This is a genomic window from Massilia mucilaginosa (assembly GCF_011682145.1).
Lineage (GTDB): Bacteria > Pseudomonadota > Gammaproteobacteria > Burkholderiales > Burkholderiaceae_D > Telluria_A > Telluria_A mucilaginosa.
Map to the genome: position 1 here is coordinate 24,173 of NZ_WHJH01000056.1, position 23,427 is coordinate 47,599.

Sequence of the window (23,427 nt, forward strand, 5' to 3'; positions counted from 1 at the left end):
AATACCTCAATGGAAATCAATAAACGTACTATCCTGTGGATCGTGTTTTCCGTATCGCTGGTGGTTCTCTGGAACGACTGGATGGTATCGAACGGCAAACAGTCGATCTACCCATGGGCGCCGCCGGTGAAGACGGCCACGGTCGCCAACACCGCACCAGCGACCGGCCTGCCGACCGCTGCCGCCGGCAGCGCCGCCGTGCCTGGCGCGCCTGGTGCCGCCGGTTCCACCGCGCCAGCTTTCAAGAACGAAATCATCACCATCACCACCGATGTCATGAAAGTCGACATCGATACCATGGGTGGCGTGATCAAGCGGCTTGAATTGCTCAAGTTCAAAGATGCCCACGACAAGACCCGCAACCAGGTCCTGTTCGATGTCACCCCGAAGGGCGCGTATGTGGCCCAGACCGGCCTGGTGCGCAATGCGCCGGGCGAGCCGGTGCCGACCCAGTTCACCGGTTTCGTCGCCAAGTCGGGCCCGCGCGCGCTCGACAGCGCCAACGAAGTGCAACTCGTGCTCGAAGCCGAGCAGGGTGGCATGAAGCTGACCAAGACCTACGTCTTCAAGCGCGGCGACTACCTGATCGACATGCGTCACGACATCGCCAATACCGGCGCCACCCCGGTCGCGCCGTCGCTGTTCGTCGAACTGCTGCATCATGGTAACAAGCCGGAGGGCGAGTCCTACTTCAACTCCAGCTACACCGGTCCGACCATGTATACCCCGACCGATCACTATCAGAAGCTGCAGTTCGAAACCATCGAGAAAAAAGGTACGGCCGAGCACGCCAAGCAGGCCAACGACGGCTGGGTCGCCATTTCGCAGCACTATTTCGTCTCGGCTTTCCTGCCGCCGGCGAACATGCCGCGCGAGATCTACACCAAGAAAGTGGCGTCCAATCTGTACGCCATCGGTACCCTGATGCCGGTGGGCGCCATCGCACCGGGCGCGAGCGTATCGAACCAGATCAGGCTGTATTCCGGTCCGCAGGACGAGAACAAGCTGGAAAAGATCGCCCCCGGCCTGGAACTGGTCAAGGATTACGGTTTCCTGACGATTATCGCCAAGCCGATTTTCTGGGTCATGGACCAGATCCACAAGGTCCTGGGCAACTGGGGCTGGACCATCATCGCCTTTACCATCCTGATCAAGCTGCTGTTCTTCCCGCTCTCGGCCGCCGGCTACAAGAGCATGGCGCGCATCAAGGTGGTCACGCCGAAGATGCAGGCGATCCGCGAAAAGTACAAAGGCGACCCGGCCAAGATGAACCAGGCCACCATGGAACTGTACAAGACCGAAAAGATCAATCCGATCGGCGGCTGCCTGCCGATCCTGGTCCAGATGCCGGTCTTTATCGCCCTGTACTGGGTGCTGCAGGCGTCCGCCGAAATGCGCGGCGCCCCGTGGATCGGCTGGATCACCGACCTGACCGCACCGGACCCGTACTTCATCCTGCCGGTGCTGTACGCGATCTCGATGTTCATCACGACCAAGCTGAACCCGGCGCCAGCCGATCCGATGCAGGCCAAGATGATGTTGTTCATGCCGCTGGCGTTCTCGGTCATGTTCATCTTCTTCCCGGCCGGCCTGGTGCTGTACTGGGTAGTGAACAACATCTTGTCGATCGCGCAGCAATGGGTGATCACCAAGAAATTCGAAGACGCGGCAGCCAAGAAGTAAGCGTTCGCCGCGACCTGAAAAAGCCCGTGTTCCGCACGGGCTTTTTTATATCCGCGCGTGGCAACAGATGCCGCCAGCCTGTTGCGGCAATTAAATTACAATCACACCTATGAAACTCGATACTTCCCCCATTGCCGCGATCGCCACCGCCCCGGGCCGCGGCGGCATCGGCGTCGTGCGCGCCTCCGGCAAGTCGCTCGCGCCCTTGCTGGCCGCGCTGTTCCCGGATGTCGCCCTGAGCCCGCGCCGCGCCACCTATATTCCCTTCAGGCAGGCCGATGGCGCCGTGATCGACCAGGGCATCGCCCTGTATTTCAAGGGACCGAACTCGTACACCGGCGAAGACGTGCTCGAGTTGCAGGGCCACGGCGGGCCGATCGTGCTGCAGATGCTGCTCGCGCGCGTGCTCGAAGCGGGCGCCGAATCGGGCCTGCGCCTGGCCGAGCCCGGCGAATTCACCCGCCGCGCCTATCTGAACGACAAGCTCGACCTGGCCCAGGCCGAAGCGGTCGCCGACCTGATCGACGCCTCCACCGAAGCGGCCGCCAAATCGGCCACGCAGTCGCTGTCGGGCGCATTTTCCAAGACCATCAATACCCTGGTGGAACAAACCATCGGCCTGCGCATGCTGGTCGAAGCGACTCTCGATTTCCCGGAAGAAGAAATCGACTTCCTCGAAAAATCCGACGCGCGCGGCCAGCTGGCCGTGATCGTGGCCTCGCTCGAACGCGTGTTCCAGCAGGCGGCCCAGGGCGCGCTGTTGCGCGAGGGGCTGAACGTGGTGCTGGTCGGCCAGCCCAACGTGGGTAAGTCTTCACTCCTGAACGCCCTGGCCGGGGCCGACGTGGCCATCGTCACCCCCATCGCCGGCACCACGCGCGACAAGGTCAGCGAAACCATCCAGATCGAAGGCATTCCGCTCAACATCATCGACACCGCTGGCATCCGCACCATCGACGACGCCGTCGATGTCGTCGAGCGCATCGGCATCGAGCGCACCTGGGGCGAAGTGGCCAGGGCCGACGTCATCCTGCACCTGCTCGATGCCGACCAGGGACCGACCCGGGCCGACGACGGCATCGTCGCCGCATTCCCGGCCGGGGTACCGGTGCTGCGCGTGTGGAACAAGATCGACCTGTCGGGCCACAAGCCCTCGGTCGACCCGACCGGGGAAGCGACCAATATCTATCTGTCGGCGCATGAGCACATCGGCATGGACTTGCTGCGCGCCGAATTGCTGCGTATCGCCGGCTGGCAGCAAACCGGCGAATCGCTGTTTCTGGCGCGCGAACGGCATTTGATCGCCCTGCGCTCGGCCCAGAAACACCTGGCGCTGGCGGGCGAGCATGCCGCGCAAAACGACCAGTCGCTCGACCTGTTCGCCGAGGAATTGCGGCTGGCGCAGGCGCAACTGTCGAGCATCACCGGCCAGTTTTCCTCGGATGACTTGCTGGGCGTGATCTTCAGCCGCTTTTGCATCGGCAAATGAGCCCCCGCGCGCCCTGTCAACTTATTGTCATCGTTTGATCACATGGAAAGTCGTTAACATGGCCTTGCCCAACACACTGGAAGAATTGCGCGGCCGTTTCAACGCCGGCGAAGCGTTCTCGTTCTTGCATTTCTGGGGCCACACCCCGCCCAAGGATGGCCTGATCACGCGCAGTTGCTTCAGCCAGTGGTACCAGGCGCCGTTCGAACTCGACGGCGACCGCTATCCCACCGCCGAGCATTTCATGATGGCCGAAAAGGCGCGCCTGTTCAAGGACGAGGCCAACCGCGCCAAGGTACTGGCCGCGCCCACGCCGGGCGCCGCCAAGGCGCTCGGCCGCAGCGTCGCCAATTTTGTCGAGGCCGACTGGCTGGCGCATCGTTTCGACATCGTCTGCCGCGCCAATGTCGCCAAATTCGGACAAAACCCGGCCCTGCGCGATTTCCTCACCGGCACCGGCAAGCATGTGCTGGTGGAAGCCAGTCCGCTCGACCGCATCTGGGGCACCGGCCTGGCGGCGGACGATCCCAGGTCGAACGACCCCAACTTGTGGGAAGGCCCGAACCTGCTCGGCTTCGCCCTGATGGCGGCGCGCAGCCAATTGCAACTGGCATAAACAAGCGGCCCGCGCCGGGTCGCACAGTGCGCGCATGAGCCCGCTGATTTGATATAGTGGCTATTCGCCGCACTTTCAGAACTGGCCGCCTCATGATCCCCATTTGCCCCGCCGACGATGCCCACGTCAAGCCGGTTCCGGCCTGCGTCCAATGCAGGAACAACGACGAACTCGGTTTCGATTTCGACTACGCCTACCAGCCGATCATTCATTTGCGCCAGCGCGCCATTTATGCGCACGAGGCGCTGGTGCGCGGTCCGCATGGCGAATCGGCGTATTCGGTGCTGTCCAAGGTGAACGACAGCAACCGCTACATGTTCGACCAGGCCTGCCGCGTGCGCGCCATTCGCGGCGCGGCCGACTTGGGCATCAAGGAACTGCTGTCGATTAACTTCCTGCCGAATGCCGTGTACCGGCCCGAAGCCTGCATCCGCAGCACCTTCAATGCCGCGCGCGAATATGGCTTTCCGATCGAGCGGATTATCTTCGAGGTCACCGAAAGCGAACAGGTGATGGACCGGCCGCACCTGGTCAATATTTTCGAACAATACCGCCGCTTCGGTTTCCGCACCGCGATCGACGATTTCGGCGCCGGGTATGCCGGTTTGAACCTGCTGTCCGAATTCCAGCCCGATATCATCAAGATCGATATGCAACTGGTGCGCGATATCGATACCAGCCCGGCCAAGCAAGCCATCGTGGCCGGCATCGTCGGCATCTGCGCCAGCCTGGAGATCGCGGTATTGGCCGAAGGCATTGAAACCCCGGGCGAGCGCAACTTCTTGCGCGATGCCGGCGTCGACCTGATGCAGGGCTACCTGTTCTGCAAGCCCGCTTTCCGCGCGATCGGCGTCATCGATCCCACGTCCTGGTAACAAGCCGGCCGGTCAACTAAAAAATAGTTCAACAAGCTGTCGATTTCACGCCAGCTGCAACGTCGTCGTAATAGCAACCCACTCTTCAAGGAGAAGCGCTATGCCCGGCACGCCGTTCATCACCCGCACCGACCTTCCGGCGCACGGAACTTCCGCAGCCCTTGACTGACTAACCCTTAACGCCAAGGAGACATCACCATGAGCACACCCGCTGTCGAACGTATTCCTTCGGACATGCACACCGTCACGCCGCATCTCGTCTGCGCCGACGCCGTGTCCGCCATCGATTTCTACATCAAGGCCTTCGGCGCCACCGATACCGGCAAGTTGCTGGCGCCCAATGGCAAGCTCATCCACGGCATGATCCGCATCGGCGACTCCGCCATCATGCTGGGCGAGGAAACCCCGGAATGGGGCGCCATCGGGCCCTTGACCCTCAAGGGCACGCCGGTCACCCTGCACCTGTACGTGCAGGATGCCGACGCCGCCTTCCAGCGCGCCGTGGATGCCGGCGCCACTGCCGTCATGCCGCCGGCCGACATGTTCTGGGGCGACCGTTACTGCATGGTCAAGGACCCGTACGGCCACAGCTGGTCGATCGCCCATCATGTGCGCGACATGAGCACGGAAGAAATGCAGGCCGCCGCGATTGCGGCCGAGAGCTGCGGCAACCCCGGCGCCTGACAGGAGACCACACCATGAAATTCATGATTATCGTCAAGGCCACGCCCGAGTCCGAAGCTGGAAAAATGCCCAGCGAACAGTTATTGACCGAGATGGGCAAATTCAACGAAGAGCTGGTCAAGGCCGGCGTGATGCTCGCGGGCGAAGGCCTGCACCCGAGTTCGCGTGGCGCGCGCGTGCAATTCTCGGGCAACAAGCGCACCGTGATGGACGGGCCGTTTGCCGAAACCAAGGAGTTGATTGCCGGCTTCTGGCTGATTCAGGTAAAGTCGAAGGAAGAGGCGATCGAATGGGTCAAGCGCTGTCCGAATCCGATGGAATCGGACAGCGAGATCGAAATCCGGCAAGTGTTTGATGCCGATGACTTCGGCGCCGAATTCACGCCGGCGTTGCGCGAGCAAGAAAAGCGCTTGCGCGAGCAGATGTAAATCGACGCCGTTCCCGTCCCGTCCGGTGCGGGAACGGCGTTGCAAAGGCACCATCCGGCCACTGCGCCAACCTGGAGAACACCATGCGCTACATGCTCTTGCGACGATCCGACCCGGTCCACGAAGCCGGCCAGCCGCCATCGACCGCCGCGCGCGAGGCACTGGCCGCGTACACCCGCCAGATGGCCGACGCCGGCATCCTGCGCGGATGCGAACATTTTCTTCCCAGCGCCGGCGGCGTGCGCCTGTCCCTGGCCGACGGCCGTGCCACGGTGGCCGACGGCCCCTTTCCCGACACGCAAGAATTGATCGCCGGCTTTGCCGTCATCGATGTCGCATCGAAAAACGAGGCCCTGGACTGGGCGGCGCGCTGGCCGTCCGGCGCCGCAGGCGCGGCCGAGGTCGAGGTACGGCTGAGCGGCTGCCCTGGCGGCTGTGCCGAGGTGGCCGCCGCCGGCGAGGCAGATGCCGGGGGAGCGCGTTTCGCCATCCTGCTGCGTTCCACCCGCGCGCTGGAAGACGAAGCCGCGGTCGCCCGCGAACGTCTCGATGCGCTCGACGCCCATAACGCGGCCGAGGCGCGCGCCGGTGTGCTGCTCGGCGCCGACGGACTGCGTTCGAGCGCCTTCGGTGCGCGCGTCAAGCTGGCGTCCGGCAAGCTGACGGTGGTCGACGGCCCTTTCACCGAAATCAAGGAGATGATTGCCGGCTACTGGCTGATTTGCGCCCCGACCTTGCGCGACGCCATTGCCTGGGCCACGCGCAACCCCTATCCCGACGGCCCGCCGGTCGAGGTGGAAATCCGCCAGCTGGCCGAACGGCCCGACGCCGGCGCCTTCGCGCCCGCCGCGCGCACCGACGGACAAGCCCTGCGCGCCCAGCCGGCGAGCGGCGTGCCGGTGCCGCGCGCCGCGACGCGCTAGCCGCCCACCAGGCGACGCGCCAGCCAATGCCGGGACAGGAATCAAAGGACGCCAGGCAGGCCGCCGCGCGCGTCATCGAAGGTGTCTGGCGCATCGAGTCGGCGCGCATCATCGGGGCGCTGGCGCGCATGCTGCGCAATGTCGGCCTGGCCGAGGAACTGGCGCAAGATGCCCTGGTCAGCGCGCTCGAACGCTGGCCCGAGGCCGGCATTCCCGACAATCCCGCCGCCTGGCTGATGACGGTCGCCAAACACCGCGCGCTCGACCACTTGCGCCACGCCACCTTGCAGCGCAACAAGGAACCCGAGCTGACCTACGAGATCGAAACCCTGCTGCGGGATGCCGCGCCCGATCTCGAGGCCGCCCTGGAAGACGATATCGGCGACGATCTGCTGCGGCTGATGTTCATTTCCTGCCATCCGGTACTGTCGACCGAGGCGCGCGTGGCGCTCACCCTGCGCCTGCTGGGCGGGCTCAGCACCGATGAAATCGCTCATGCGTTCCTGGTGTCCGAAGCGACGGTGGCGCAGCGCATCGTGCGCGCCAAGCGCGCACTGGCCGAAGCGAAGGTGCCGTTCGAGGTGCCGCGTGCCGGCCAGCTGGTGGCGCGCCTGGCGTCGGTGCTGCAGGTCATCTACCTGATCTACAACGAGGGCTATTCGGCCAGCGCCGGCGGCGACTGGATGCGGCCCAAGCTGTGCGACGAAGCCTTGCGGCTGGGGCGCATCCTGGCGGGCCTGTTGCCCGATGAACCGGAAGTCCATGGGCTGGTGGCCTTGATGGAAATCCAGTCCTCGCGCGCGCGTGCCCGGCTCGGAGCGCAGGGCGAGCCGGTGTTGCTGCTCGACCAGGACCGCAGTCGCTGGGACCAGTTGCTGATCCGGCGCGGTCTGGCGGCGCTTGAGCGGGCCGGGCAGTTGGGCGAGTACGGTCCGTACGCGCTGCAGGCGGCGATTGCCGCTTGTCACGCGCGCGCCTTGACGCCGGAGCAGACCGACTGGCAGCGCATCGCCGCGCTGTACGATGCACTGGCTCAACTGATGCCCTCGCCGGTGGTCGAGCTCAACCGCGCGGTGGTGCTGGGGATGGCGTACGGGCCGGCGCTGGGGCTGGAACTGGTCGACGCCCTGATCGCCAGCGACGCGCTGCGCAACTATCACCTGCTGCCGAGCGTGCGCGGGGATTTGCTGGCGCGTCTGGGGCGCATGGAGGAGGCGCGCGCCGAGTTCGAGCAGGCCGCGGCGCTGACCAACAACCTGCGCGAACGGGCGTTGCTGCTGGCAAGGGCGCAAGGATGCGGCGAGAAGGCGGGGCAGGGGGATGACGGTCTTTAGCGTGGTGGCCGACGCTGCGGATAGCGATCCGGACTCTCAAGGACCATCGTCGAGGCGCTCCATCGCCTGGCCCTCCACCCCGGCGTCCACCGCGCCCGAATTATGCTAGCCTTCCCCCCATGAAAAACCTCCTCCGCACCTGCGCGCTGCTGGCGCTGGCCGGCAGCCTGCTGGTCTCCTGCGCCAGCGTGATCGGCCCGCGCCAGATCGAATTGCCGCTAACTAAACTGCAAGCCGGCATGGACCGGCGCTTCCCGATCAGCAACCGGGCGCTGGAAGTGATCGACATCCAGCTCAACCGACCGCAACTGTCGCTGGCAGCCGGCAACGGCCGCGTCGGCGTCACCCTCGACGCGGCGCTGTCGTCTCCCTTCACGCGCCAGTCCTGGCGCGGCAGTCTGGCCATGTCCGGGCGCCCCTATGTCGACGCGGCGCGCAATGCCGTGCTGATGGCCGAGCCGCGCGTGGACCGCTTCGCCATCGACGGCATCGACGACGCGCGCCAGCGCCAGCTCGCCGCCGCCGCCAATGTGCTGATGAACAAGGTCGTCGCCGATGTGGCCGTCTACAGCTTCCGGCCCGAGGATCTGCGTTATGCCGGCGTGCAATTCGTGCCGACCCGCATACAAACCACGGCAACTTCCCTGATCGTCACGGTCGAGCCGGCCAAGTAAATCCGGCGCCGCGCCGTCCTCCTCCCATCCCTTCCCGCCAGCGCGGCCGGTTTGCGCCTCGCTGCCTCGTTCTTACGCACTGTCGGGTATCTCCGTGGTTGTTGCGTCGCAACGAAAGCGTGTTTTCCCTTGATTGCGGCAGCCGCATATTGCGTGCAAACTTGGGATTGATCGCGGCCGTTTCACCGAATGCCCCAGGACTTGCGAATTCTCATGTCCGAAGTATTCCGCTAAAGTAATCTTGCTTTGAGAATTCGCTGTGCTGCCATTTTGGGGGTGACTTGTGGGAACGATAGAGGATGATTTTCCGGAAAAGGACGCGCGGGCCGAGCATCCGTCCGATGCGCAGTCGGCCCCGGTGCGGCCGCGCCAGGCCTTGCCGCCGAAGGGCTCGTGCTGGTACTGCGAAAAGCCGCTTGACAGCGTCAAGCGCTTCTGCGGCAAGCCGTGCGCCGACGCCTTCGACGAAGAAGCCGAATACACGCGCTGAAGCGCCCTGACGGCTTAGTCCGCCGCTTGCCTCAGGGCGCGCAGGGCGCCGTCGAAATCGAAGTCATTCACCGCCTTTGTCACTTGCGCCAGTCTGGCCTCGCCCAGGATTACGCGCAGGCTCGCTCCCGACTCTTCCAGCAGGTCGACCGCCGCGCCGTCGGCCGCGACCAGTAGTTGCACCAGCCGCGCCAGCAGGACCGGGTCCTGCATCAGGGAGCGCTGCGGCATGTCCAGCACAAAGCCGTCCGGCGCGCCGCCCGCCAGCACCTGGTCGAGCAGGCGCAGGACCTGGTCGAAGTGAGCGGCCAGCGCCGCCAGTGCCGCCTCCTGCGCCGCCGGATCGGTGCGGATCGCCAGTTCCAGCGTGCTGGCATGCTGGTGCAGGCGGTGCGCGCCGATCAGGCCGGCGGTGCCTTTGAGGGTATGGGCCAGGCGATGCGCCAGGATGGTGTCGCCATCGGCCAGCGCCGCACCGATCGGCACCGTCCCGTGCGCATAGTCGCTGCGAAAACGCTTGAGCATGCGCGCATACAGCGCGCGGTTGCCCATGATGCGGTCGATGCCGTCGGCCATGTCGAGCACCTCGCGCGTGGCGGCGTCGGCGCGCAATGCGACGGGGACGGGAGGCTTCTCTCTCGCTGGCATGGATGGGCTTGCGTTCCTTGTCTAAGAAATCACACGATAGCAGACTTGCGCGGGCAAACCGCGGCGATCACGTTCTATTTGCTGGTAAAAGTCCAGGTTTTTGTGAGCGGCACGTTGTCGATGGTGCCGGAAAAATTCACCTCGTATACCGTGCGCGCGGCCAGCACGGTGAGCGGAATGATGGCCGCCGCCGACTTGGGCGTGTGGCTGTCCACCCCCAGCTTGAGCAGCTTGACGTCGAGCAGCGCTCCGCCGCGCGGACGCACCGTGAAACTGTGCACCGTCAGGGTGGCGTCGAGGTCGGCGTGCACGCTGATCGGGTAGCCCACTTCGTTCAGGTTCTCGACCGGGTCCGGCTCTTCGTAGTTGCTGAAGAAATTCGGCGTGACGCCGGTCTGGCCATCGCCCGGCCAGGTGGCGATATTGCCGCGTCCCATACCTTGGCCGAAGCCATTGTTAGCGGTGAAGTTGCTGGTGAAGTAGATGTAGCCGCTCGCGTTGGCTGCCGCGCCGGTGCCGATTTCCTTGAACTTGGGTTCGAACATCACGAAACGGTGATAGATCGCCGTGATCAATTCTTCCGCCATGTAAAAGCCGGACGCGTTCGAGGTCGCCGAGATCACCTCGCCATAGGCGCGCTCGGCGGGCGCGAACAGATAGCCGGCGCCGGTCAGGCGGTCGCTCAGTTGCGCGCCGGTGAAGCCGGCGGCGCCGCTGGCCTGGTCGTGCGTCACCTTGTTGTTGATCTTCTGATAGTCGGAATGGCCCTGGGCGGCGCGGTCGATACTCGGGTTGCGCGCCAGCGTCGGCATGCCGATCTGGGTGCGGCGGAAATTGATCCAGTTCAGGCCGTCGATGGCGGTATTGTTGGTGGCGAGCGGCGCGCCCGGCACCTGGGCCAGCGCGGCCGAGGCAGTGCTCTGGGTCGGCGTCGGCTGGTTGCCGCCGTTGTCGCCATCGCCGCCGCAGGCGGACAGCAACAGCGCGCATGACAGCGCCGCAGCCATGTTCGAGCGTTGAAATCCGTTCATCCCGAGTTCTCCGTGCAGAAAAATGCGCTAAAAATTGATTCTAGGGGAATTTGAAAATCGGTGAGGTTTGTTTGCCCTGGATTGATCTGGCGCAGACAGGATGACGCTGTAAAATACCAACACTATTCCTGATGCGATTGCGAAACCACTTGAAACCCACACGCCAGCAGCGCCTCGCGCGCGCCAAGTTTGCCCTGCCGAGCTTTGTCACGCTGCTATCGATCGCGTGCGGCTTCGGCAGCATCGTCATGTCGGTCGACAACGCCCACGTCGGCCTGGCCGCCGACTACCGCATGTCGGCCATTCTGCTGGTGCTGGCCGGCGTGTTCGACGCGCTTGACGGCTTTGTCGCGCGCGCCACCAATACCTCGTCCGAATTCGGCATGCAGCTCGACTCGATCGCCGACGTCATGAACTTCGGCTGCGCCCCGGCCATGCTGCTGTACTGCTACGGTTTCGTGCAACTGGGCGTCGATCATCCGACCCTGCTGCGTGCCGGCGGCCTGGCCTGCTTCGTGTTCGTCGCCTGCGGCGCGCTGCGCCTGGCGCGTTTCAACGTGAACGTGGGGCGCACCGACCCGCGCTACTTCGTCGGCATGCCGATCACCGCCGGCGCGGCCTGCGTGGCCGCCGTCGTGGTGGCCTGGCCGGCGCCGTTGACCACCGTCGTGCAGGGCTACCTGGTGATGGCCCTGATGGTGGGCGTGGGCACGCTGATGGTCTCGACGGTGCGTTTTCCGAGTTCCAAGCAGCCGAAAAGCGTGGGGCTGTTGGTCGTCATCGGCGTCGGGCTGGGCTTGCTGGCCTGGCTGCAAACGCGCTTCTTCGTGCTGTTTTTCGTGTTGTACATCAGCTTTACCCTGCTGCTCAATATCGCATGGCAGCTGGGCTGGCGCGGCGTGCCGGCGCCGGCTGTCTACGAGGACTGATTAAGTAAGTGCGCATAAATTCTTGTAATTTCTAGCTTCCATAAGCGGCGCCTTGCTGCGTTGCCCACCGCTAGCAGTGCTCGCACTGCGTCGCGGCGCGCGCCTTGCCAGGCATCCGCTTCTGTTCGCTATAAATGACAATAATTTCTGCACACTTACTTAGGCGAACTTATCGAGCATGGCGGCCAGCTTGCTGGCGCTGGCCTGCGCCTCGGCCAGGCTGGTGGCGTTGGCGCTCTGGGTCTGCATGGTATTGGTGAGCAACTGGACGAACGAGCGGTCGAGCGCCTTGCGCGCCGCCGCCATCTGCTGGGCCACGGCATCGAAATCGGCCGGCGTGGCCGCCAGCGCGACCAACTTCTGCACCCCGCGCAACTGGCCCTCGATGCGCGCCAGGCGGTGCAGCAACTCCTTCTTTTGCAAGGCGCTCAGGGCGCTGCTTTCGACCATCTCCGACATACGCTGCTCCCGGCGCCGGCCTATGCCACTTCGTGGCCGCGCGCGGCGCGCAGGATGGTGAACCAGTCGTCGCGGCTGAGCGTGAAGCCGGTTCCGGCCACGGCCACCGCGACCGCTTCGATGCGGCCGGTGCCGGTCAGCGGCAGCGGGCGGCATGGCAACTGCATGATCCACGCGAACACCACGCTGGCGAACGGTTGATTGAGCGCGTCGGCGATGCCCTTGATCACCAGGCGCAGGCGGTCGGCATTGTCGTCGCTGCTGGCGAACAGGCGCCCGCCGGCCAGCGGCGACCAGATCATCGGCGCCACGCCCAGGTCTTGCAGGCCGTCGAAAGTCTGGTCGAACATCGGCGTGGTGTGCAGGGGCGAGAACTCGACCTGGTTGGTGGCCAGCTCGATGCGGCGGTTGAGCGACTCGAACTGGTGGCGCGAAAAATTCGACACGCCGAAGTGCAAGACCTTGCCAGCCTGGCGCAGGCGGTTGAAGGCGGCGGCGATCTCGTCGAACTCCATCAAGGGGTCGGGACGGTGGATCAGCAGCAGGTCGAGGCGGTCGGTGTGCAGCTGGCGCAGCGATTCCTCGACCGAGGCCACGATGTGGGCGGCGCTGGTGTCGTAATGCTGGATAGTATGCTGGGGGCGTTGCGGGGAGAGCAGCTTGATCCCGCACTTGCTGATCAGCTCGATGCGGTCGCGCAGCGAAGGTTGCAGGCGCAGGGCCTCGCCGAACAAGCCTTCGACGCCGTAGTTGCCGTAGATATCGGCATGGTCGAAGCTGGTGACGCCGAGCGCGACGCACTGCTCGATGAAGGCGACGCGCTGCTCGGCCGACATGCCCCACTCCCCCATGCGCCACATCCCGGCCACGATGCGCGACAGCGCGGGGCCATGGAGACGGGTGTTCACGCGCGGGCAAAACAGGTCGGCGGGCAGGGCTGCGGTCATGGTTTTCTTTCTTTATATGGAGTATTAAGTAGCCAGGCTAGAACGCTGACCTCCATGCCGTCGCCCCCGCGCAGGCGGGGGTCCATAGCACGTATGATCAAAGGTGCTATGGACCCCCGCCTGCGCGGGGGCGACGGATCGTAAGTTAACGCATTGGGGGCTGTCCCCGGTTTTGCAACTTTTACAGCTTATTTAAGCCAGAGGCGCATCGAGTCCCAGGCGCGGCCGAAGATCGAGGCTTGCGGCACTTCTTCCAGGGCCACCACCGGCAGTTCCAGCACCGGCTTGCCATCGACCATCATCTTCAGGGTGCCGACTTTGCTGTTGAGCGGCAGCGGGGCCACCAGCGGGTCGTTGCGCTCCAGGACCGGCTTCATCTTGCCCGCCACGCCTTTCGGCACCGTCACCAGCACGTCGCTGTTAAAGCCGATCTTGACCGAATTGGCCGAGCCTTTCCAGACTTCCGGGGTCTGGATCGCCTGGCCCTTGGCGTACAGCTTGACCGTGTCGAAATTCTGGAAGCCCCAGTTGAGCAGCTTCTGGCTTTCCTGGGTCCGGGCCTGGTCGGAGTTGGTGCCGAGCACGACCGAAATCAGGCGGCGCTGGCCGCTGCCGTTGGGACGGCGCGCCGAGGCGATCATGCAGAAACCGGCCGCTTCGGTGTGGCCGGTCTTCATGCCGTCGACCGTCGGGTCGAGCCACAGCAGGCGGTTGCGGTTCGGCTGGGTGATCTTGTTGTAGGTGAAGCTTTTGACCGAGTCGATCTTGTAGAACTCGGGGTAGTCGGCGATCACGCGCGCGGCCAGTACCGACAGGTCGTGCGCAGTGGAGAAATTGTCGGGATGCGGCAAGCCGTGCGGGTTGGCGAAGCGCGTGTTTTTCAGGCCCATGCGCTGGGCTTCGCGGTTCATCAGGAACACGAACGCGCTTTCGTCGCCGGCCACCGCTTCGGCCAGGGCCACGGCGGCGTCGTTACCGGACTGCACCATCAAGCCGTGCAGCAGGTCGTCGACCGACACCGGCGTGGCCGGGTCGATGAACATCTTGGAACTGCTGGCGTCGACTTTCCAGGCCTTGACCGAGACGTTGATCATCTGGTTCAGGGTCAGCTTCTTTTCCCTGAGCGCGGCAAAGGTCAGGTAGGCCGTCATGATCTTGGTCAGCGAGGCCGGTTCGATGCGGGCATTGGGGTCTTGCGAGGCGATGACTTGCCCGCTGGTGGCGTCGAGCAGCAGCCAGGAGCGCGCGGCGACGGTCGGCGGCGGCATGGTTTGCGCAACGGCGGTCGATAGCGCCAGGACACTGGCAGCCAGTGCGGCAATAAGTTTTCTCATGGGAATCAGTACTCAAAAAAGGTGGTGCAAAAAAAGGGCGTCCAATTATAGTGGCTATAGTGGAGTTGCACCCTCACGCCGCCACAGTTGGACCACCAGTGTCTTGATGTGGGCCAGCTTGCGGTGGAAGAAATGGTCGGCGCCGGGAATGACGATGACCGGAATGTCTTGCGGCCGCGCCCAGTCCAGCACCTGCGTTAATGTAATGGTGTCGTCGACTTCGCCGTGGATCAGGATGGTGTCGGCCGGTACCTCGGGCATCGGCCATTTGCCGGCGGCGGTGCCGACCAGCACCAGGCGCTCGGCCGGACGGCCTTCGCCAATCAGGCGCTGCTGCAATTGGGCTTGCACAAAGGTGCCGAACGAGAAGCCCGACAGCGCCACCGGCAGTCCCGGATACTGCGCTTGCATGTGCGCCAGCATCAGCGCCATGTCGTCGGTTTCGCCGACGCCGTCGTCGTGCACGCCGCCCGAGGCGCCGACGCCGCGGAAGTTAAAGCGCGCCACCGCGTAGCCGAGCGCGACAAACGTGCGCGCCAGGGTCTGGGCCACCTTGTTGTCCATGGTGCCGCCGTACAGCGGATGCGGATGGGCGACCAGGGCCACGCCGCGCGGTGCGCCCGCGGGCAGGTCGAGCAGGCATTCCATCGGTCCGGCGCCGCCGGCCAGGGTGAATTTTTCGGCGTTCTTGTTCAGCAAATTATGGGTGGCAGTAGTCATGGAACCAGGTAATCAAGAAGAAGGCGGTCAGATTTTGAGGCGGTCGACGACTTTGCCGCCAACCAGGTGGGAGTCGATGATCTCATCGATGTCGCTGGTGTCGACATAGGTGTACCAGGTGCCTTGCGGATAGACCACCAGCACCGGGCCTTCGTCGCACCGGTCGAGGCAGCCGGCCTGGTTGATGCGCACTTTGCCGTGCCCGTTCAGGCCGAGTTCTTTCATGCGGCGCTTGGCGTGCTTCTGCGCCACTTCGGCGCCGAGCTTGCCGCAGCACTGGCGTCCATCCTCGCGCACGTTCATGCAGATAAAGACGTGCTGTTCGAAGTAGGGGGTATCGCTCATGGTGGTTCCCGTTTCTGTTATGGCTGGCGCAATGATACGCGTTCTTCGCGCCGATTGAGTTTATGCGACGGCAGCAGCAGGAACCAGATCGCAAAAAACGGCCACAGCAAGGAGAGGAATTGCGCCGCGCCATTGAAGTTAAGAAACTTTCCTTGGACCCAGCCTTGCAGCGTGGCACTAAAGTAGGGGTTGACCGGGATCGTGTTCACCACCAGCAGGCTCAGCACGAGGGTCAGGACCGCCAGCCGCCGCTGCGCCTTTTCGGGAGCGAACGCCAGGCCCGCCAGCATGATCAGGCCGATCAGGAAGCCGCCCTGGGCGCCGGGCGTGATCCAGGCCAGCGCATTGTCGGGCTTGAACAGCAGGGAGCTGGCCAGGGTCTTGGTCAGCAGGGCCGCGCCGAGCATGGCGCCGATCAGCAGCAGGCGCGGGGCGCCGCGCCGCAGCAGGCACAGCATGGTCAGGACGGCGCCGGTCATGCCGCAGGCGGTGATGATGGTTTCCGACAGCCAGTATTGTTCCACGCTCATGGCGGCGCCGGGACGCAGCATGGTCACCAGGTCGATGTCGGTATCGAGCCAGGCCGACAGCCATTCCGAAAAAATCGGCAGCAGCTGGCCGTGGCCGAACATGTAGCCGAGCGGGTAGATCTGCGCCAGCGGCCACAGGGCCAGCAGTACCAGGCCCTGGCTGGCGTGCGCCGCGAACCAGCGCTGGCGCAGCTTGTACAGGCGGCTCTGGTCGAGGAAGGAGCGCGCGCCCAGGGCGCCGATGATGGCGCCCGCCAGCGCGCCGGCCGAATTGGTGATGAAGTCCAGGCTCGATGGCACGCGGCTGGGCAGGTAGGTTTGCACCGCTTCCATGGTGCCCGAGACCAGCACCCCGCACACGGCGGCCAGCAAGACCGCCCACACGCCGCGCACGCGCGGGTACATGGCCAGCACCAGCAGGGTGCCGAGCGGGATGTAGCCGATGATGTTGACCATCACGTCGAAGCCGGTCCAGTACTGCGGCATCGACAGGGTCAGGAAAATGAAGGGCGACAGGCCGCTGCCGCGCCAGCCCGAAAACGGAAACCAGCTGGCGTACACGATCAGCAGCATGTAGGCCAGCAGCGAGGCGCGCGCGACGGGCGAGCCGCGCACGGCGGCCGTCAGCGGCGCTGCTGCGGGAACTGGCCCTGGCGCGTCCGGCGCGGTCATTCTTTTTTGAGCGGCAGCGTGGCGAGCCAGGCGATGAGGTCGGAGGCGACCGTGTCGGTGGCGCCGGCCAGCGCGCGCGCGCCGCCGCCGGCATCTGGACTGGTGGCGACGGTCTTGCGGTCGAAGGTTTTCTGGTCGATCAGTTTATGGCCCTGGAACAGCGAGGCGCGCAGCACCAGCTGGCCGTGGCTGTCGGCCTGGCTGTCGAAGTGGTGGCTGAAGTCGTCGATTTCCAGGCGCAGGATCGGCACGCCGTCGGAGGCGTCGCTCACGCTCAATACCTTGGCGCCCGACTGCGCGATGCGCGATTTCAGGCGCTGGGTCACCATCTGCAGCGGCGTGGCGGCCCAGCGGCTGTTGGCGTAGGCGCGCGCCTGCAGCGGATCGCTGTAGTTCAGGCGGTAGAACATGCGTTCGCTGTCGAGGGCCGCCGAGCCGGTCACGTCGCCCACCACGATGGCGGCGATCGGCGCGCGCGCGGCGGCGGCTGCGGTAGTGGCGGCCGGGCCGAAGTCGAAGGTGGTGTTCTGGGCCGGTTTTTCGCTGGCGCAGCCGGCCAGCAGCAGGGCGGCGCCGGTGCCGGCCGCCAGCAGCAGGCGGCGTACGGTGGCAGGCAGGGTCGGGGTGTGGGTCGGGGTGTGATGCACGGTGGTCCTCATTTGGTCGGTGCGGTAAAACCTGGTTCGCCCGGCCCCGGGGTCGGGGGCGCGGCGCCGAACAGCAGGCTTTGCGGACGGTCGTTGAGCGAATTCATGGTGCGCCGCACGGCCCGCAGCGAGGTGCGCGCTTCGTCGGTCATGGCCACGAAGTGCGGCAGGGTCTGCATTTCGAGATCGGTGGTGACCGCTTCGAGCGAGCCGCCGACCCGGTCCACGGTGCTGTTCAGGCGCGCAATGGCGCCGTTGGGCGACTGCAGGTCGTCGGCCAACTTGGTATAGCTGCGCGTCATGCTGGTGGCGCTGGCGGTGAAGGTGTCGAACGAGGCCAGGCTCTGGTCGGCCCTGGCCGTCAGCTGCGGCAGGCGCGCCAGGGTCGGTTCGAGCTTGGCCGGGATCGCGGCGTAGGCATTGGCCGCCTTGCTCACATCGGCGAAGGCGTCGAGGATGATCTTCTGGTTTTCCGGCGAGGCCATGGCGTCCAGGCGGGTGGCCAGTTCTTCGGCCTTGTCGAGGATGACCAGTCCGCGTTTTTCGAGCTGGTCGAGCAGGCCCGGACGCAGCGGGATGCGCGCCAGTTTCTCTTCGGTGCTGGCCATCAGGGGCGAGCCGGTCTTGTCGTCGTCGAGCTGGATGAAGGCGATCCCGGTCACGCCCTGGTAGCCGAGGGTGGCGAAGGTGGTGCTGGTGACCGGCGCTTCGGCGTCGACCGCCAGGTGGATCAGGATCTGGCCGGGAATCTTTGCATCGAAGTTGATGGCGTCGACCTTGCCCACTTCCAGCCCGCGGTAGCGCACCGCCGCCTGCGGGTTCAGGCCCGGGATCGACTGGATGGTGGCGATCTGGTAGGGCACGCGCTCGACCCGGTCGCGGTTGAACCAGATGCCCGCCAGGACCGTGGCCACCAGCAGTGCAATCGTGAAGAGTCCTGTCATCAGGGCGTGCGATCTGTTTTCCATATGCTAGTGCTCCGGTGCGTGCTCGGCGTCGTATTCGTCGAGCACTTCGAGGGCGCGCTGGCCGCGCGCACCCAGGAAGAATTGTTTGATGAAGGGGTGGTCCACTGCCAGCACGTCGCGCGTCGGTCCGATCGCGATCACGTGTTTTTCGGCCAGCACCGCGATCCGGGTCGAGAGCGCGAACAGGGTGTCCAGGTCGTGCGTGACCATGACCACGGTCAGGCCCAGTTCGCGGTGCAGCGATTGAATCAGGGCGACGAAGGCGTCCGACAGGTCGGGGTCGAGGCCGGCGGTGGGCTCGTCGAGGAACAGCAGTTGCGGTTCGAGCGCCAGCGCGCGCGCCAGCGAAGCGCGCTTGATCATGCCGCCCGAGAGATCCGACGGCATTTTCTTGGCGTGCTCGATGCCCAGTCCGACCATGTTCATTTTGAGGAGCACGGCGTCGTGGATCACGTCTTCGGGCAGGGCGCGCAGTTCGCGCAGGGGCTGGGCGATGTTGTCGAACACGGTCAGCGCCGAGTACAGCGCGCCCTGCTGGAACAGCATGCCCCAGTGGTTGCGCATGCGCTGCAGCTGGTCGGCGTCGGCCTCGCTGATGTCTTCGCCGAACACGCGCACGCAGCCTTTGGCGGGCGTCTCGAGGCCGAGCATCTGGCGCAGCAGCACCGTCTTGCCGGTGCCGGAGCCGCCCACGATCGACAGGATCTCGCCCTGGTAAATATCCAGGCTCAGGTCCTGGTGCACCACGGTGCGCCCGAACTTGGTCCACAGCTTGGTGATCTGGACCACCGGCGGGCCGACATCTTCGTCGGGCCGCATGTTCAGTTGCTGGCGTTTGGGTTCCGTCTTTTGCTCGTCCATCAGAAACCGACTCCGCTGAAAATAATGGCAAACACCGCGTCGGCCAGGATCACCACCGTGATCGCGGTCACGACCGAGGTGGTGGTGCCGCGCCCGAGGCTTTCGGTATTCGGTTTGATGCGCAGGCCGAAGTGGCAGGATACCAGCGCGATCAGCATGCCGAACGTGGTCCCCTTGAGCAGGCCGATGATGTAGTTCGACAGCGGCACCGCGTCCGGCAGTTTTTGCAGGAAGTAGCGCGCCGACAGGTTCAGTTCGACCTTGGCCGAGACCATGCCGCCGATCAGGGCCATGGCGTCGGTCCACACCACCAGGAGCGGCATCGAGATCGCCAGCGCCACCACCTTCGGCATGATCAGGCGGTAGCCGTGCGAGATGCCCATGACCAGCATGGCGTCGAGTTCCTCGGTCACCCGCATCACCCCGAGCTGCGCGGTGATCGAGGAGCCGGAGCGGCCGGCCACCAGGATCGCGGCCAGCAGCGGCCCCAGTTCGCGGATCACGCTCATGCCGAGGATGTTGACCAGGTACATATCGCCGCCGAACATGCGCAGCTGCTGGGCCGACAGGTAGGACAGCACCACCCCGATCAGGAAGCCCACCAGCGCGGTGATGCCGAGCGCCTGGAAGCCGGAGTGGAAGATATTGGCCGACACTTCGCGCCACGGCCCGGTCATCGGATGGCGGATGAAGCGCCCGATATCCTGCACCACCTGGCCGATCAGGCGAATGAAGCCCTGCACGTGCTCGAAGAAGTTGAGCATGCCCGCGCCCAGCGTCATGACCCAGTTGAAGCGGCTGGCGCGTGTGCGCGGCAGCTGCAGCTTGCCCGCTTCTTCGATGCGGTTGAACAGTTCTTCCTGTTTTTCGGCCAGTTGCAGCTGGCCGGGGCGCTGCTTGCCCCAGGCGTTCCAGAACATCTGGGCGCCGATGTGGTCGAGGCGGACGATCTGGCTCAGGTCCCAGCTCAGGTCCGGTTTGTCCTTGAGCGAGGCGAGGGTGGCGTTGATGGTCTTGATCGCGCCGCACTGGGCCAGCGCGTGGACCTGCCAGGTCCCGTTGGCGACGACCGATTGGGGCGAGCCTGCATCAGGCGGTTTTAGGGTTAAAGTTGGCGCATTTTCAATCTGCATTGCGCCAGTGTAAAAGAGAATCGCCGCGGCCGCTATAGGAGTTCGTGCGCGGATCGGCGCGGCGCGCGTAATCGTTTGTTTACATGGTCGTTGTATGCACGCCGCATCGGTTCGCCGCGCATGCCGTCCGCTTACGCCGCCAGATGGCGCGCCTGGCGCTGCGGCACGCTCGCCGCCGGCCTGGTTTTCTCGGCCGGCGCGTCGACGCGGCCGGCGTAATCGCTGCCGACCAGCGCTTCGGCGTCGCTGCGTGGCATGCCGCGCGTCTCGAGCCACTGCGTGACCAGTTTGGCCAGGCGCTCGAGCGCGATGCGGTGGGTGGCATCGGTCTTGGCGTAGATCCAGTCCGAGAAGGCCATGAAATTGGCGAACGGCGACTCGCCCAGGATGTGCGCAAGCGTATGCGCGAAGCGTCCCGAGTTGGCCACCAGGTCCCAGTAGCGGGCAAAGCGCACCAGGCGCTGCATGGTCTGGAAGTCGATCAGTTTGGTGGCCAGGATGGTGTACGGCGGGTAGGGATCGAATACCAGGGCGTGTTCTTCGGTGTGGCGGATGATCGGGGTGCCGCGCAGGCGTTTCAGGATGCCGAACTGGATCTCGTGCGGTTTGAGCGCGACCAGCTGGTCGAAGCCGCGCGCGAAGCTGTCCATGTCTTCGCCCGGCAGGCCGGCGATCAGGTCGACGTGCAGGTGGGCGTGCGACTCTTCGCACAGCCAGCGGATGTTTTCGGCGGCCTTGGCGTTGTCCTGGCGCCGGCTCACCAGCGCCTGGACCGCCGGGTTGAAGCTCTGGATGCCGATCTCGAACTGCAGCGCGCCGGGCGGGAACTTGCGGATGCCTTCTTTCAAGGCGTCGGGCAGGTGGTCGGGCACCAGCTCGAAGTGGGCGTAGACCGGGTCGTCCGGATTCGCTTCGAGTTTGTCGAGGAAGAAATGCATGATCTTCAGGCTGGTCTTGATATTCAGGTTGAAGGTGCGGTCGACAAACTTGAACAGGCGCGCGCCGCGCGCGTGCAGGGTTTCGAGCTCGCCCAAAAAGGTGTCCAGGCCGAAGGGCCAGGCGGTCTTGTCCAGCGCCGACAGACAGAACTCGCATTTGAAGGGGCAGCCGCGCGAGGCTTCCACATAGAGAGTGCGGTTGGCGATGTCGTTATCTGTATACAAGGAGTAGGGCATCGCGATCTCGGCCATGGGCGGCTGCACGCCGGCGTGGATCTTCATCAGCGGCTTGGGACCGTGCAGGATCTCGCCGCACAGCTTGGGAAAGGTGACGTCGCCCCAGCCGGTCACCAGGTAGTCGGCCATCCGCACGATCTCCTGCTCGCCCGGCTCGTGCGACACTTCCGGTCCGCCCAGCACGATGGTGACCTGGGGCGCCACGCGCTTGAGCATGGCGACGACCTTGGTGGTTTCTTCCACGTTCCATATATAGATACCGAAACCGACGATGCGCGGCGACTGCGCCAGCAAGCGTTCGACGATTTCGGTGGTCTTGGCGCCGATCACGAATTCGTGCAGGCTGGTCTGCTCCTGCAGCGGTCCCATGTTTGCCAGCAGATAGCGCAGCCCCAGCGATGCGTGGGCGTAGCGGGCGTTCAGGGTCGAGAGCAGGATGGTCATGGCGGGCGCGGGTTCGGCAAAAGCTGACATTCTACCTGCGCGCGCGGCGCATGCCCGGCATGTGCCAGATGGCGTTGCTCTCACGTAACATATTCAGGCATAAAACTTGCATTCAAATGCTATTGAGAATCAAGTTGTTGTGTTTTAGTTTAGAAAGGTGCGTTTAGGAAATATGTTTACGCATCTCGCCCCCATGCTACGTTAGTATATGAATCGGTTGCCATCGCGTGAAGTGTTACGCCATTTTTTGTCACATGAATAAATTACAGCCCATTTTTGTCATCGCCGCTACGCTGATCTGCTGCGCCGCGTCTGCGCAGCAGTTGTACAAGACCGTCGGTCCGGATGGGAAAGTCACGTTTTCGGACCGCCCGCAAAATGGCGAGAAGCTCAAGGTCAGCGTGATGAAGGGATCCGTGCTGCGTCCGGTGGAAGGCCCGGTGCCGCCCGTGCCCAAGATTGGGCCGCCGTCGAAAGGCACTGGCGCCCACGGGGCGGGCAATGGCATCTCGGCCGCCGGCGTCCCATCGCCCGAACTCCAGCATGCGGTGCTGGTGGTGTCGCTGATGTCCGAAGTGGCCGCTAAGTTCGAGCCGGTGTGCTCGCGGGCGGCGCCCCAGAACAAGAAATTCGTCACCGCGGCCAATGGCTGGACGCAGCGCAACAGCAGCTTTATCGAGAAGCAGCGGCGCGCGCTGGCCGACATGGCGCCCTCCCGGCGCACCGCATTGCAGGGTGAGGTGGCGGCCAAGATTCACGAAGCCATGACCGACGTCCTGGCGCAGGGCGCCGCGGGCCAGGTGCGCTGGTGCGAAAAGGCGACCATCGACATGTCGGGTGGCGCCAATGACGTCGTCAATAATGCGGAGGTCGCCATGCCGCTGATCACCTACAAGCCGAAGTAATTTGGCGAAGGTGGCTTGTGGAAAATCCGCCGCTTTGCTATAGTTCGCCTCCCCGCTGAAACGCTAGCGAAATCAAGTAGTTGGCAGGACAGTCCAGGGGCGTTTCGAAAGAAACGAAGTAACAAAAAGAGGTTGACGAAAAACGCGAAACGCTGCATAATCTCACCTCTCTGCTGCAACGAACACAACGCTTCGTACCATGCGGCAAGATTGAAATACCGAACAAGTTCTTTAACAATTAACAGTCGATAAGTGTGGGCGTTTGATGAAGGTGCCAACAGAGCGCAAGCGATGTTGAATACTTAAATTATCAAATGTTCACAAAAAAGAAATATAGGCGCTTCGCAAGAAGTGGCCTGTCAGTATTTTGAGTGAGCGATCTGTCCGCAAGGACATTAAACAGAGATTGAACTGAAGAGTTTGATCCTGGCTCAGATTGAACGCTGGCGGCATGCCTTACACATGCAAGTCGAACGGCAGCGCG

The 23,427-nt window shown here is 64.3% G+C and carries 25 protein-coding genes and 1 rRNA gene; 13 read left to right on the plus strand and 13 right to left on the minus strand.

What is annotated here, in order from left to right; translation table 11 throughout:
• Positions 1–9 precede the first annotated feature (9 nt).
• From yidC to F2P45_RS28625, 10 genes are all read left to right on the plus strand, one after another.
• Positions 10–1,683, plus strand: coding sequence for a membrane protein insertase YidC (gene yidC, locus F2P45_RS28580; protein ID WP_166881612.1), 1,674 nt, complete (start codon positions 10–12; stop codon positions 1,681–1,683).
• A gap of 109 nt (positions 1,684–1,792) precedes the next feature.
• Entirely contained in the window at positions 1,793–3,172 is a 1,380-nt protein-coding gene (gene mnmE, locus F2P45_RS28585; protein WP_166881613.1) for a tRNA uridine-5-carboxymethylaminomethyl(34) synthesis GTPase MnmE, read from the plus strand.
• Positions 3,173–3,230: 58 nt separating this feature from the next.
• Positions 3,231–3,788 carry a riboflavin biosynthesis intermediates N-glycosidase gene (gene ybiA / locus F2P45_RS28590; protein ID WP_166881614.1) on the plus strand — a complete coding sequence of 186 codons (558 nt, stop codon included), beginning with the start codon at positions 3,231–3,233 and terminating at the stop codon, positions 3,786–3,788.
• Positions 3,789–3,880: 92 nt separating this feature from the next.
• Positions 3,881–4,663: an EAL domain-containing protein gene (locus F2P45_RS28595; RefSeq protein ID WP_166881615.1), complete on the plus strand. Its 783-nt coding sequence runs from the start codon at positions 3,881–3,883 to the stop codon at positions 4,661–4,663.
• 198 nt (positions 4,664–4,861) lie between these two features.
• Positions 4,862–5,347 (plus strand): VOC family protein, encoded by a 486-nt coding sequence (locus tag F2P45_RS28600; RefSeq protein WP_166881616.1) that lies wholly within the window; start codon positions 4,862–4,864, stop codon positions 5,345–5,347.
• Between the two features lie 14 nt (positions 5,348–5,361).
• A complete protein-coding gene (locus F2P45_RS28605; RefSeq protein ID WP_166881617.1) occupies positions 5,362–5,775 on the plus strand; it encodes a YciI family protein in 414 nt (137 codons plus the stop codon).
• 83 nt (positions 5,776–5,858) lie between these two features.
• Positions 5,859–6,698, plus strand: a complete 840-nt coding sequence (locus F2P45_RS28610) for a YciI family protein (RefSeq protein ID WP_166881618.1) — start codon at positions 5,859–5,861, stop codon at positions 6,696–6,698.
• 26 nt (positions 6,699–6,724) lie between these two features.
• Positions 6,725–8,032 carry an RNA polymerase sigma factor gene (locus F2P45_RS28615; protein ID WP_166881619.1) on the plus strand — a complete coding sequence of 436 codons (1,308 nt, stop codon included), beginning with the start codon at positions 6,725–6,727 and terminating at the stop codon, positions 8,030–8,032.
• A 119-nt stretch (positions 8,033–8,151) separates the two neighbouring features.
• A complete protein-coding gene (locus tag F2P45_RS28620; protein ID WP_166881620.1) occupies positions 8,152–8,706 on the plus strand; it encodes a DUF1439 domain-containing protein in 555 nt (184 codons plus the stop codon).
• 283 nt (positions 8,707–8,989) lie between these two features.
• A complete protein-coding gene (locus tag F2P45_RS28625; protein WP_166881621.1) occupies positions 8,990–9,196 on the plus strand; it encodes a hypothetical protein in 207 nt (68 codons plus the stop codon).
• Positions 9,197–9,210: 14 nt separating this feature from the next.
• Here the strand turns inward: F2P45_RS28625 and F2P45_RS28630 are convergent, their stop codons facing one another.
• Entirely contained in the window at positions 9,211–9,843 is a 633-nt protein-coding gene (locus tag F2P45_RS28630) for an Hpt domain-containing protein (RefSeq protein WP_166881622.1), read from the minus strand.
• Between the two features lie 74 nt (positions 9,844–9,917).
• Positions 9,918–10,874: a CAP domain-containing protein gene (locus F2P45_RS28635; protein ID WP_166881623.1), complete on the minus strand. Its 957-nt coding sequence runs from the start codon at positions 10,872–10,874 to the stop codon at positions 9,918–9,920.
• A 149-nt stretch (positions 10,875–11,023) separates the two neighbouring features.
• Here F2P45_RS28635 and pssA point away from each other — a divergent pair, with 149 nt between their 5' ends.
• Positions 11,024–11,803 (plus strand): CDP-diacylglycerol--serine O-phosphatidyltransferase, encoded by a 780-nt coding sequence (gene pssA / locus F2P45_RS28640; protein ID WP_229505352.1) that lies wholly within the window; start codon positions 11,024–11,026, stop codon positions 11,801–11,803.
• A 159-nt stretch (positions 11,804–11,962) separates the two neighbouring features.
• Here the strand turns inward: pssA and F2P45_RS28645 are convergent, their stop codons facing one another.
• The 11 genes from F2P45_RS28645 to F2P45_RS28695 all read right to left on the minus strand — a co-directional run bounded on the left by F2P45_RS28645 (position 11,963) and on the right by F2P45_RS28695 (position 22,038).
• Complete coding sequence (locus F2P45_RS28645; protein WP_166881625.1) at positions 11,963–12,262, minus strand: metal-sensitive transcriptional regulator; 300 nt, start codon at positions 12,260–12,262, stop codon at positions 11,963–11,965.
• Between the two features lie 20 nt (positions 12,263–12,282).
• Entirely contained in the window at positions 12,283–13,209 is a 927-nt protein-coding gene (locus F2P45_RS28650; protein ID WP_166881626.1) for an aldo/keto reductase, read from the minus strand.
• 188 nt (positions 13,210–13,397) lie between these two features.
• The gene (locus F2P45_RS28655) at positions 13,398–14,543 is read right to left on the minus strand and encodes a D-alanyl-D-alanine carboxypeptidase family protein (RefSeq protein WP_166881627.1); all 1,146 of its coding nucleotides are present in this window, start codon (positions 14,541–14,543) and stop codon (positions 13,398–13,400) included.
• 54 nt (positions 14,544–14,597) lie between these two features.
• Complete coding sequence (locus F2P45_RS28660) at positions 14,598–15,263, minus strand: alpha/beta hydrolase (RefSeq protein WP_370663321.1); 666 nt, start codon at positions 15,261–15,263, stop codon at positions 14,598–14,600.
• 27 nt (positions 15,264–15,290) lie between these two features.
• Positions 15,291–15,608, minus strand: a complete 318-nt coding sequence (locus F2P45_RS28665) for a (2Fe-2S) ferredoxin domain-containing protein (protein WP_126074683.1) — start codon at positions 15,606–15,608, stop codon at positions 15,291–15,293.
• Between the two features lie 17 nt (positions 15,609–15,625).
• Positions 15,626–16,810: a VanZ family protein gene (locus F2P45_RS28670; RefSeq protein WP_166881628.1), complete on the minus strand. Its 1,185-nt coding sequence runs from the start codon at positions 16,808–16,810 to the stop codon at positions 15,626–15,628.
• Positions 16,807–17,457 carry an ABC-type transport auxiliary lipoprotein family protein gene (locus F2P45_RS28675; RefSeq protein WP_370663322.1) on the minus strand — a complete coding sequence of 217 codons (651 nt, stop codon included), beginning with the start codon at positions 17,455–17,457 and terminating at the stop codon, positions 16,807–16,809. Before F2P45_RS28675 ends, F2P45_RS28670 begins: the two co-directional genes overlap by 4 nt.
• 8 nt (positions 17,458–17,465) lie before the next feature.
• Entirely contained in the window at positions 17,466–18,425 is a 960-nt protein-coding gene (locus F2P45_RS28680; protein WP_166881630.1) for an MlaD family protein, read from the minus strand.
• 3 nt (positions 18,426–18,428) lie between these two features.
• Entirely contained in the window at positions 18,429–19,244 is an 816-nt protein-coding gene (locus F2P45_RS28685; RefSeq protein WP_229505355.1) for an ABC transporter ATP-binding protein, read from the minus strand.
• Positions 19,245–19,285: 41 nt separating this feature from the next.
• Entirely contained in the window at positions 19,286–20,419 is a 1,134-nt protein-coding gene (locus tag F2P45_RS28690) for an MlaE family ABC transporter permease (protein ID WP_166881632.1), read from the minus strand.
• Positions 20,420–20,550: 131 nt separating this feature from the next.
• Positions 20,551–22,038 (minus strand): B12-binding domain-containing radical SAM protein, encoded by a 1,488-nt coding sequence (locus F2P45_RS28695; protein ID WP_166881635.1) that lies wholly within the window; start codon positions 22,036–22,038, stop codon positions 20,551–20,553.
• A gap of 254 nt (positions 22,039–22,292) precedes the next feature.
• On the opposite strand from F2P45_RS28695, the gene F2P45_RS28700 reads away from it, so the two are divergent.
• Positions 22,293–22,943, plus strand: a complete 651-nt coding sequence (locus tag F2P45_RS28700; RefSeq protein ID WP_166881633.1) for a DUF4124 domain-containing protein — start codon at positions 22,293–22,295, stop codon at positions 22,941–22,943.
• Between the two features lie 408 nt (positions 22,944–23,351).
• Positions 23,352–23,427: ribosomal RNA gene (locus F2P45_RS28705) — 16S ribosomal RNA — on the plus strand; the annotation flags it as partial.

Excerpts from the sequence above, each read along its gene's own strand:
- F2P45_RS28695 (WP_166881635.1), bottom strand. The coding sequence starts at position 22,038 with ATGACCATCCTGCTCTCGACCCTGAACGCCCGCTACGCCCACGCATCG.
- F2P45_RS28615 (WP_166881619.1), top strand. The coding sequence starts at position 6,725 with ATGCCGGGACAGGAATCAAAGGACGCCAGGCAGGCCGCCGCGCGCGTC.
- F2P45_RS28605 (WP_166881617.1), top strand. The coding sequence starts at position 5,362 with ATGAAATTCATGATTATCGTCAAGGCCACGCCCGAGTCCGAAGCTGGA.
- F2P45_RS28610 (WP_166881618.1), top strand. The coding sequence starts at position 5,859 with ATGCGCTACATGCTCTTGCGACGATCCGACCCGGTCCACGAAGCCGGC.
- F2P45_RS28665 (WP_126074683.1), bottom strand. The coding sequence starts at position 15,608 with ATGAGCGATACCCCCTACTTCGAACAGCACGTCTTTATCTGCATGAAC.
- F2P45_RS28685 (WP_229505355.1), bottom strand. The coding sequence starts at position 19,244 with ATGCGGCCCGACGAAGATGTCGGCCCGCCGGTGGTCCAGATCACCAAG.
- F2P45_RS28595 (WP_166881615.1), top strand. The coding sequence starts at position 3,881 with ATGATCCCCATTTGCCCCGCCGACGATGCCCACGTCAAGCCGGTTCCG.
- F2P45_RS28620 (WP_166881620.1), top strand. The coding sequence starts at position 8,152 with ATGAAAAACCTCCTCCGCACCTGCGCGCTGCTGGCGCTGGCCGGCAGC.
- F2P45_RS28630 (WP_166881622.1), bottom strand. The coding sequence starts at position 9,843 with ATGCCAGCGAGAGAGAAGCCTCCCGTCCCCGTCGCATTGCGCGCCGAC.
- F2P45_RS28655 (WP_166881627.1), bottom strand. The coding sequence starts at position 14,543 with ATGAGAAAACTTATTGCCGCACTGGCTGCCAGTGTCCTGGCGCTATCG.
- mnmE (WP_166881613.1), top strand. The coding sequence starts at position 1,793 with ATGAAACTCGATACTTCCCCCATTGCCGCGATCGCCACCGCCCCGGGC.
- F2P45_RS28680 (WP_166881630.1), bottom strand. The coding sequence starts at position 18,425 with ATGGAAAACAGATCGCACGCCCTGATGACAGGACTCTTCACGATTGCA.
- F2P45_RS28700 (WP_166881633.1), top strand. The coding sequence starts at position 22,293 with ATGAATAAATTACAGCCCATTTTTGTCATCGCCGCTACGCTGATCTGC.
- F2P45_RS28635 (WP_166881623.1), bottom strand. The coding sequence starts at position 10,874 with ATGAACGGATTTCAACGCTCGAACATGGCTGCGGCGCTGTCATGCGCG.
- F2P45_RS28645 (WP_166881625.1), bottom strand. The coding sequence starts at position 12,262 with ATGTCGGAGATGGTCGAAAGCAGCGCCCTGAGCGCCTTGCAAAAGAAG.
- F2P45_RS28660 (WP_370663321.1), bottom strand. The coding sequence starts at position 15,263 with ATGACTACTGCCACCCATAATTTGCTGAACAAGAACGCCGAAAAATTC.
- F2P45_RS28690 (WP_166881632.1), bottom strand. The coding sequence starts at position 20,419 with ATGCAGATTGAAAATGCGCCAACTTTAACCCTAAAACCGCCTGATGCA.
- ybiA (WP_166881614.1), top strand. The coding sequence starts at position 3,231 with ATGGCCTTGCCCAACACACTGGAAGAATTGCGCGGCCGTTTCAACGCC.
- yidC (WP_166881612.1), top strand. The coding sequence starts at position 10 with ATGGAAATCAATAAACGTACTATCCTGTGGATCGTGTTTTCCGTATCG.
- F2P45_RS28600 (WP_166881616.1), top strand. The coding sequence starts at position 4,862 with ATGAGCACACCCGCTGTCGAACGTATTCCTTCGGACATGCACACCGTC.
- F2P45_RS28670 (WP_166881628.1), bottom strand. The coding sequence starts at position 16,810 with ATGACCGCGCCGGACGCGCCAGGGCCAGTTCCCGCAGCAGCGCCGCTG.
- F2P45_RS28650 (WP_166881626.1), bottom strand. The coding sequence starts at position 13,209 with ATGACCGCAGCCCTGCCCGCCGACCTGTTTTGCCCGCGCGTGAACACC.